This is a genomic window from Bradyrhizobium sacchari (genome assembly GCF_002068095.1).
Lineage (GTDB): Bacteria > Pseudomonadota > Alphaproteobacteria > Rhizobiales > Xanthobacteraceae > Bradyrhizobium > Bradyrhizobium sacchari.
In genome coordinates, this window is the sequence record NZ_LWIG01000012.1 from 412388 (window position 1) to 419515 (window position 7128).

Here is a 7128-nt window from a genome sequence, read left to right on the forward strand (position 1 = left end):
CCGCCTGCGCCGCCGTGAGGGCGGACGACGTCACGGCGCTGCCGATGCTCGCCATTGCCGTGCTGGTGGAGACCTGATTGCTTGCGATCAGTGCATCGATTTCGCCGGCGACCGCCGATATCATGTTTGCACTGCTGGCGAGGCGGATCAGCAGGCCCACGCCCTGCGCAGTGGTAATCGTGAAAGTGGCAATGGCGGCGTCGATGTCGCTGACCAGCTGCGTTGGCGACAGCAGGCTCGCCATTCCCGCGGCGGCGGCACTTACGGTCGTTGTATCGCCGTTGGTTGCAAGGCCAAGCAGTATGTTGAATGCCTCCGACGCCGACAGGTTGAGGCCGGCGATGTCGGTCACCGCCGCACTTGCCGTGATCGCACCCGACCCGATCATCGTGGCGATGTCGGACCCCAGGGTGAATTGCAGAGGCGTTGAGTTGGAAGCCAAAGACGCCAGCAAGGCAATCGTCTGACCGGCGTTCAGAACATGTGAAGCACCTGCGGCCGCGATGTCGGCGAATGCTTGCACCGTCGTGATCTGGTTCGCCGCGACAAGCGCGCTGATCTCCGTGGCAACGAATGACTGCATCGCAGCCCCGCCGCCTGCGACAAGACCGGCCAGCGCCGTGACCACCTGATCGGCGGTCAGATCGCCGGCAGTGATTAAGGACGCAATTTCCGCGATGACGGCGGTCTGCACGGCCGTGGAAGCCGGCGCCGCGATGTCCGCCAGCAAGGTCACGGCTTCCGTCGCGGTCAGAGTCGATGAGGTCACCGCGCCGCCGATGGCGGTCATGACCTGCGACGCGGTCAGCTGGTGGTTCGAGATCAGGGAATCGATCTCACCGGCGACAGCCGCTTGCGTACCGGTCGAACCGGCGAACTCGACCAGGATACCAAGCGCCTGCGTCGGCGTGAGCGCGGTCAGGCCAATGGCGGAATTGATGGCGGCGGTCGCCTGCGACGGCGAGCTTACGCTCGGCATTTCCGCAATCGCGGCGCCCGCGATCGCGGTGTTGCCGCTGCTCGCCATGCCGAGCAGGAAATTGAACGTCTCCGTAGTGGACCAGTTGGAGCTGACGATGTCAGCAATGGCCGCACTGGTGGTAATATAGCCCGAACGGATGAATCCGGCGATGTCGGCACCTGCCGTGATCTGCGCGACCGTCGAGCCGGCGGCAAGGCCGCCAAATGCGGCGATGGCCTGCCCCACTGCCAACCGACCGGAATTCACTGCGGCGACGACGTCGGAAAGACTCCCCGTCTGCGCGCTCGCCGGCGCCAGTTGATTGAGTACGGCATCGACCGAGAGCGGACTACCGACGTTGTTCGCAAGATTGGAGTAGTTCGGCGCGAGGTTCACCAGCGAATTCAGCAGCGCAAAGCCCTGATCGCCGCTGATGGCGTGGCTGTTGATCTGTTGCACCAGATCCGCAACGGCCGTCGTCAGCGTGAGGCCGCCGGCATTCACCAGCGACAGCACACTATTGGCCACTGCGTTGTCGAGAACGGACTCGTTGCCGTTGGCGACGGCGTTCTGCATCGTGGCCAACAACGGCTGGAAAGCAGCCAGAGCACCATAATCGCCAGCAATAACCGCATCCATGGTCAGCGTTTTCGCGACCATGATCATATTCATGTCGGCGGTCGGATCGTGGCTGATCCCCGAATAGGACTGCGCCGCTGCGGCTCCGATATCGGCGGTGATGTGGTTGCCCGTAGTCAGACCGCCCGCCATCAGGCTGTTGTACTCGCTCGCCACCGCGGAGTGCATCGCTGGCGTGACGGCTGCATCGTTAAGGACATTGATAACTTGATCGAGGGTCAGCGCACCCGCCGCACCATTTGCGTTGACGATGTCGGTTACGGCCTGTGTTGCGGTGAGGCTGCCCGCGGTCACCAGCGCCGCGATTTCCGTTCCAGCCGCGGCCTGAACGCTCGCGGAAACTGGTCCGCTCATACCCGCGAGCATGGTGACAGCCACATGACCGGTCGACTGCCCCGCAGTCACTGCTCCCGCAATGTCCGATATCGCCTGCGTGGCACTCACCTGCCCCGCGGCGATCAGATGGCCGATCTCGGCGCCGACCACATAACCATCATTGCTGTGGCCCGAAGTCTGCGTGATCGCGCCGGCAAAGGCAGCAAGCCCCTGTGTGACGTGAGTCTGATCGTAGGCCGCCACCGCTTCGATCAAATGCATCGCCTGCGTTTCGCTGGTCTGGTGATTGACGACGGCCTGCGCGATCTCCTGAGAAGAGACGCCGGCGAGCATCGAGTTGGCATCGAGATTCAGGTGGGATGTATCGAACCCCGCAATCGAATTGAATTGACCGGGAGGCGGCGTGATATTTCCGCCAACGATGCCATCGAGGTCGTCCGCGCTCAGGGGGCGGAAGTTGGCAGTCGTGCCGTCCGACGATTTGCTCGTACGTTTACCCTTCGCCTTCACCGCCACCTCTCCCGATTACCATCGGCTGAATCACGTATCGTTTAGGCCAGTCTCGAGCGCAAGGCAGTTCGGCCCTCATGCGCGGGGCGAACCCCAAAAATGAGCAGATGCATGACCTTGTCGTGAATGCACGTTCACAACGACGCTGAATGCGCGTTCACAATGACGCTCCACGATAATCGACGCCGTGCAAAATCCGCGCGGTGTGGATGAATCGGGCGTGGATGAATCGTCTGAGTCGGCTTCCTGAAATGCCGCGAACGCTACTGCCTTCACATAGTAGTGGTGTGCGCAATTTTCGGATGCTAGGGTCAACCACGAATTGCTTTCATTCGTCCGTGCCGACGAAATGTTTTTCTGGAGGGGGCATTGAACAAAGTCGCGCTCAGTATTCTTGGCCTTGCGGCTCTCATCGCGACGCCGGCGTTTGCGGCTGACATGGCCGTGAAGGCGCCCGTGGTCGCCGCACCGCCGGCGCTCAGCTGGACCGGCTTTTATATCGGTGGCAACATTGGCGGCGTCATCAATTCGAATTCGGGAACGTCGAATTTTACGGATACTCTCCCTGGTCGCGCATTTCCGGCTGCCAATCGGAATAACGCGACCGGATTTCTCGGTGGCGTGCAAGCAGGCTACAATTGGCAATTCGCCCAGCGCTGGCTCGTCGGCATTGAAGCTGATGGCGATTACACCGATGCCAAATACGGCTTCTGCCGTGGGACCATCGTGCCGGGTGTTTGCGGCGATACCGGCTTCGGCACGGATTCGCTGAGCAGCAAGACCGCTTGGCTTTCGACGGTGCGCGGCCGCTTCGGCGCCATCGCCATGGACAAATTCCTGATCTACGTCACCGGCGGCGCCGCTTGGGGACGCATTGATACAACCGCCACGCAGAGCTGTCTTGTCGGCGGCTGCGGCGTGTCGCCCTTAGCGACCGCGGGAACGTCGAGCAGTTCGGTGACGCGGTCTGGATGGGTGGCTGGCCTCGGCGGCGAATGGAATATCGACGGCAACTGGTTTGCGCGCGCCGAATGGCTTCATGTCGATCTCGGCAACGTCACCAGTTCGGTATCGACGGCCGGATTTAGAGGCAGCGCCCAGACCTTCAGCTGGTCGCGCGGCGAGCGGTTCGACCAGATTCGCTTCGGTCTTGACTATCGGTTCTGGCACGGCTGATCCTCGCGAATATCGCGATGACCGGCATCATCAGGTTGCCGCTACGCCGCGCGCCTGATCGCCCTCGCAATACGGACGACAGGCTTCGAAAGCCGCGTCGATGATGGCGAGCTTCACCGCTTGCGCGGCGTGATACTCGCGCCAGAATTCGGCCGATACCCACAACGCGGATTTGCCGCGGACGCCGGACCAACCAAGGCTGCCCATCGTCTCGGCGGTGGCGAATTTGCGGGCGAGTTGGCTCCGCGACAGATTGAGTCCCCGCGCCAACCACGAAACCGACGTCACATCGGTCGGAATGCGTGAGAGAGCGATCGAATCCTGCTGACACCCGACGATCAGGCGATCCATCACGACGCCGCCATCGTCGATCCAGGTAAACAGCGAGAAGGTTCCGTTCGGCTCCCGAACCGCGCGCGACGCCAGCAGGCCATCGGCGATGAGCGGCTGAATCGCGCTGAGCAGAGCCGGCCGCTCACGCAGTTCGACCGACCTGTAGCCGCCATCGAGCCGGTCCAGCGCCGTCAGATGCGCCCCCAGCCAATGCGACAACACTGCAAGGGCCATTGGCGACGGCTCGATCGGCCGATAGCGCCGGCCTTCGTTTCCCGTGACATGGCGCACGATGCCGTATTTCAGCATCTCATTGACGAAGGCTGACGCAGTGTTGCGGCTTGCAAGTCCGTGGGCAACGATCGGATCGACCAGTCGTGCGGGCAGAATTCCGGAATCGGTCTGCTGTGCCTCGTTGCGAAAATAAGCCGCCAGCATCGCCTGACTCATCAGCCAGCGCTGCTGGGTCGCGAACGGCGACGAAGTTCGCGGGCTGGCATCGTGTATCGCCAGCAACGCTTGAGCCTGGCCACGAACGCAGCTCTCCAACGCCGCATGCGCCAGGATATCGTCGGCAGTCATCGCCATCGGCGTCGGGACAACCCGGCGGACGGTCCGAAACCGTCAATCGCAAAAAATCCCAAGCGTCCCCCCCGGGCTCACGGACCGCCAACGGCGCGCGACGGTCTTGTCGAACGCACTTTGAAAAACGAGCAGCCCGGCGGCTCCGATCCGAGACCCGAACCTGTCGATCGCCACCCCGCGCGCGGCATTTCGCGTGCTCATGCATCTCATGGAGTCGGGCCGACGTCTGCAAAATTTTTCTGAAGTCCGGCGGAGAGTGGCAATCCCAGCAGCAGCGGGGAGCTACTGGCCCCCGTTAAGGGTCTGGATCAACAGAAGAAAAAGCAGGCAGCGCATATCCCTCCCTGAAAGCCAACGACGCGATCTGAAACGTGCCGAACCATTCAGACCGGATGCCGTCACGATCAGGTTCAGGCCGAAGTCCATCGACATGCTCTGGCTGCCCGCGACTCATGCCAGACGGGTGCTGGGGAGGCGGGAGTTGATCGAGGCCATAAGCCGGACCTCCATGCCAGCGAACGCCGCCGCGGCGGCCGCGGAAAGGATCGGGCGGATCCACGTCGTCACGCGCGCTCGAGCAGTCGATGAGCGCAACCGCGCTTTAGCCGAATGGCTGGATCCGCAGACCGGACGCGACAGCAATGGAGATGAAACAGCATGGCGCCTGAAGCCGTGTCCCGCGCTGATGTTTGCAAACGGCGCTGGCGAACTTGACCAAAAGCACGACCAGAACCTGCGTGATCGTTGCGTCATGCTGCTCGATCGAGCTTTCGATTTCGGCACGAACGTCTGTCTTGAGCAAACTCCGAACGGCCCGTCGCGAAGGATCTACAAGAATCTAGATCGGCGACTTCCCGGGCTTCCAAGGCCTGCCGGGCACGCGGCTACGGTGTACACCCGGAATTGTTGCTCTTCGGAGTCACCACCTGGCCACACAGCGAACCCTGGGTTGCCCATACCGCCACGCCATAGCCGCCGACAGAGATTTCGATGCCGACATAACCCTTCTCGGCAATCACCGTGACCTTACCGCCGACAACCTGGTCCATTTCATTGGAACTCAGCTCCTGGATAGCCATGTCGCTCATTGCTCTCTCCTGTGATTGGCACTTTGGAGTGCGGGTGTTGAATGAGGGCATTTTGGACCCAGTGGACGGGAGCGTCCGTGATACGCCTCACCCAATGCTGCCGCTGGACCTGTCGCGCCGGCGAAACTCGATTCATCGACGTCGCGGCAAAAAGCTTAAGGCCTCCCGCAGGAGGCCTTTGGCCGTCAGCGTATCACCGCATATGGCGGCTGGTCCTAGACTACGATGTGACGGAGGAGATTTGACGTCCATTCGCTCTCGACTTTGAGATTTGCCGACGCTGGCAACTCAGCACTACGTCTTGACCGGGGCAATGCTGCTGCAGTGCCCGTTCTGATCGTAAGTGAGCCGTACCCCGTAGATCACCATCGAGCCACCCCGTGCATCGACGACATCTGGGTTTCTGACTCCCGTGTCGGCTTTCATGCCGCCGCTGACATCGCGAAGTTCGCGATCCGTGAGTTCTCTGGCCGAACGCATCGGAGGCTCCTTCAGATTTTTCCATAGGTCGGGCCGAGGCAACCCTGGCTTCGGGCCAGTTCGAGTGTTGCCGCGGCCTGTCCCGCCTCCACTGTCTCGTGGAAGGCGTTGAGAAAGGCTCTTACGCGGGCATCGTCACTGTTGCGCGCTCCGCCGCACACGGTCTCCAGCTCACGCAGGTTCAGTTCGCTGTTCATCTGGATGCTCCTCAAGTTTTCTGGAACGGATCTGAGCAGATCCTGCTCTGGCACACCGTGACATCCATCACGTCCCTCGGGGCCTCGAGTCTGCGAAGACGCGCACAGTCTCTCAATTCAAGTGCGCTTGGGCAACATTCCGCACCTGCTTAGCTTCCGGACAACCGGAGCAACTCATCGGCAACCCAACCGACAGGTCTGGCGTCAGATGCGGACGGAGCTTTAGCTCCAAGCGGAAGAGGCCGCCGAACGTGGCGACCTCCAATTCGCGAGCAGCTCAGGAAAAAACCAGCTCAGAGAGGCGGCTGCCCCGGCCCCGAGCCCGGGCCAAACGGGCCGCGCAGATTGCCGGGGCCCTGCAGGCCGCCAAAGATCAAGCCGCCGACCCACTGAACGGCGTCCTTGATGGCGCCGCCGATGGCGCGGAAGGCGTCGCCGAGCCAGTTGCCGCCGACGACGGATTCAAGTTCCGCATCGTTCAGTTCGATGATTTCAGGTTTTGCATGTTCCAGGTTCAGCATGTTGGTCGCTCCTCGTCAGATGATGTGTTGATGAAAACGCTAAAACGTCTGGTCCTCAGCGATGGAAGATGCCACCAGGCAACCAGGGGTTCGGCCCGGCCGGTTGATGGGTCGTGATCTTTCCATCCACAATCCAGGGACCAATGCAGCCTCCATCGTTGATGAAGCCACCGCACACGGACTCCAATTCACGGTCGTCCAGCTCTTTGCAGTCGCGATTGCTGCGCTCAATCATTTCTGTCTCCCGCTTGCCAACGAGGGGCCATCCCCTCTCATCTGGTGGTCGCAGGAGTAGCGCGGGC

Annotated in this window: 8 protein-coding genes; 1 reads left to right on the top strand and 7 read right to left on the bottom strand. The window is 61.7% G+C overall.

The features are described from left to right. The coding region (locus A5906_RS17110; protein WP_161495405.1) for a beta strand repeat-containing protein at positions 1 to 2446 on the bottom strand (2446 nt) is incomplete at its 3' end. Between the two features lie 438 nt (positions 2447 to 2884). Between A5906_RS17110 and A5906_RS17115 the strand changes: the two genes are divergently transcribed. After that, complete coding sequence (locus A5906_RS17115; RefSeq protein WP_145680284.1) at positions 2885 to 3622, top strand: outer membrane protein; 738 nt, start codon at positions 2885 to 2887, stop codon at positions 3620 to 3622. Between the two features lie 30 nt (positions 3623 to 3652). Here the strand turns inward: A5906_RS17115 and A5906_RS17120 are convergent, their stop codons facing one another. The 6 genes from A5906_RS17120 to A5906_RS41455 all read right to left on the bottom strand — a co-directional run. Continuing rightward, entirely contained in the window at positions 3653 to 4543 is an 891-nt protein-coding gene (locus A5906_RS17120) for a hypothetical protein (protein WP_080136533.1), read from the bottom strand. 881 nt (positions 4544 to 5424) lie between these two features. Beyond that, on the bottom strand, positions 5425 to 5628 hold the full coding sequence (locus A5906_RS42585) for a hypothetical protein (RefSeq protein ID WP_080136535.1): 204 nt from the start codon (positions 5626 to 5628) through the stop codon (positions 5425 to 5427). Positions 5629 to 5922: 294 nt separating this feature from the next. Next, a complete protein-coding gene (locus A5906_RS17135; protein WP_080136536.1) occupies positions 5923 to 6108 on the bottom strand; it encodes a hypothetical protein in 186 nt (61 codons plus the stop codon). 11 nt (positions 6109 to 6119) lie between these two features. Further along, the gene (locus tag A5906_RS17140) at positions 6120 to 6305 is read right to left on the bottom strand and encodes a hypothetical protein (protein WP_136615294.1); all 186 of its coding nucleotides are present in this window, start codon (positions 6303 to 6305) and stop codon (positions 6120 to 6122) included. A gap of 293 nt (positions 6306 to 6598) precedes the next feature. Continuing rightward, positions 6599 to 6826, bottom strand: a complete 228-nt coding sequence (locus A5906_RS17145; protein ID WP_080136538.1) for a hypothetical protein — start codon at positions 6824 to 6826, stop codon at positions 6599 to 6601. Between the two features lie 55 nt (positions 6827 to 6881). Beyond that, the coding region (locus A5906_RS41455) for a hypothetical protein (RefSeq protein WP_210189982.1) at positions 6882 to 7128 on the bottom strand (247 nt) is incomplete at its 5' end.

Excerpts from the sequence above, each read along its gene's own strand:
- A5906_RS17135 (WP_080136536.1), bottom strand. The coding sequence starts at position 6,108 with ATGCGTTCGGCCAGAGAACTCACGGATCGCGAACTTCGCGATGTCAGC.
- A5906_RS17145 (WP_080136538.1), bottom strand. The coding sequence starts at position 6,826 with ATGCTGAACCTGGAACATGCAAAACCTGAAATCATCGAACTGAACGAT.
- A5906_RS17140 (WP_136615294.1), bottom strand. The coding sequence starts at position 6,305 with ATGAACAGCGAACTGAACCTGCGTGAGCTGGAGACCGTGTGCGGCGGA.
- A5906_RS17120 (WP_080136533.1), bottom strand. The coding sequence starts at position 4,543 with ATGGCGATGACTGCCGACGATATCCTGGCGCATGCGGCGTTGGAGAGC.
- A5906_RS42585 (WP_080136535.1), bottom strand. The coding sequence starts at position 5,628 with ATGAGCGACATGGCTATCCAGGAGCTGAGTTCCAATGAAATGGACCAG.
- A5906_RS17115 (WP_145680284.1), top strand. The coding sequence starts at position 2,885 with ATGGCCGTGAAGGCGCCCGTGGTCGCCGCACCGCCGGCGCTCAGCTGG.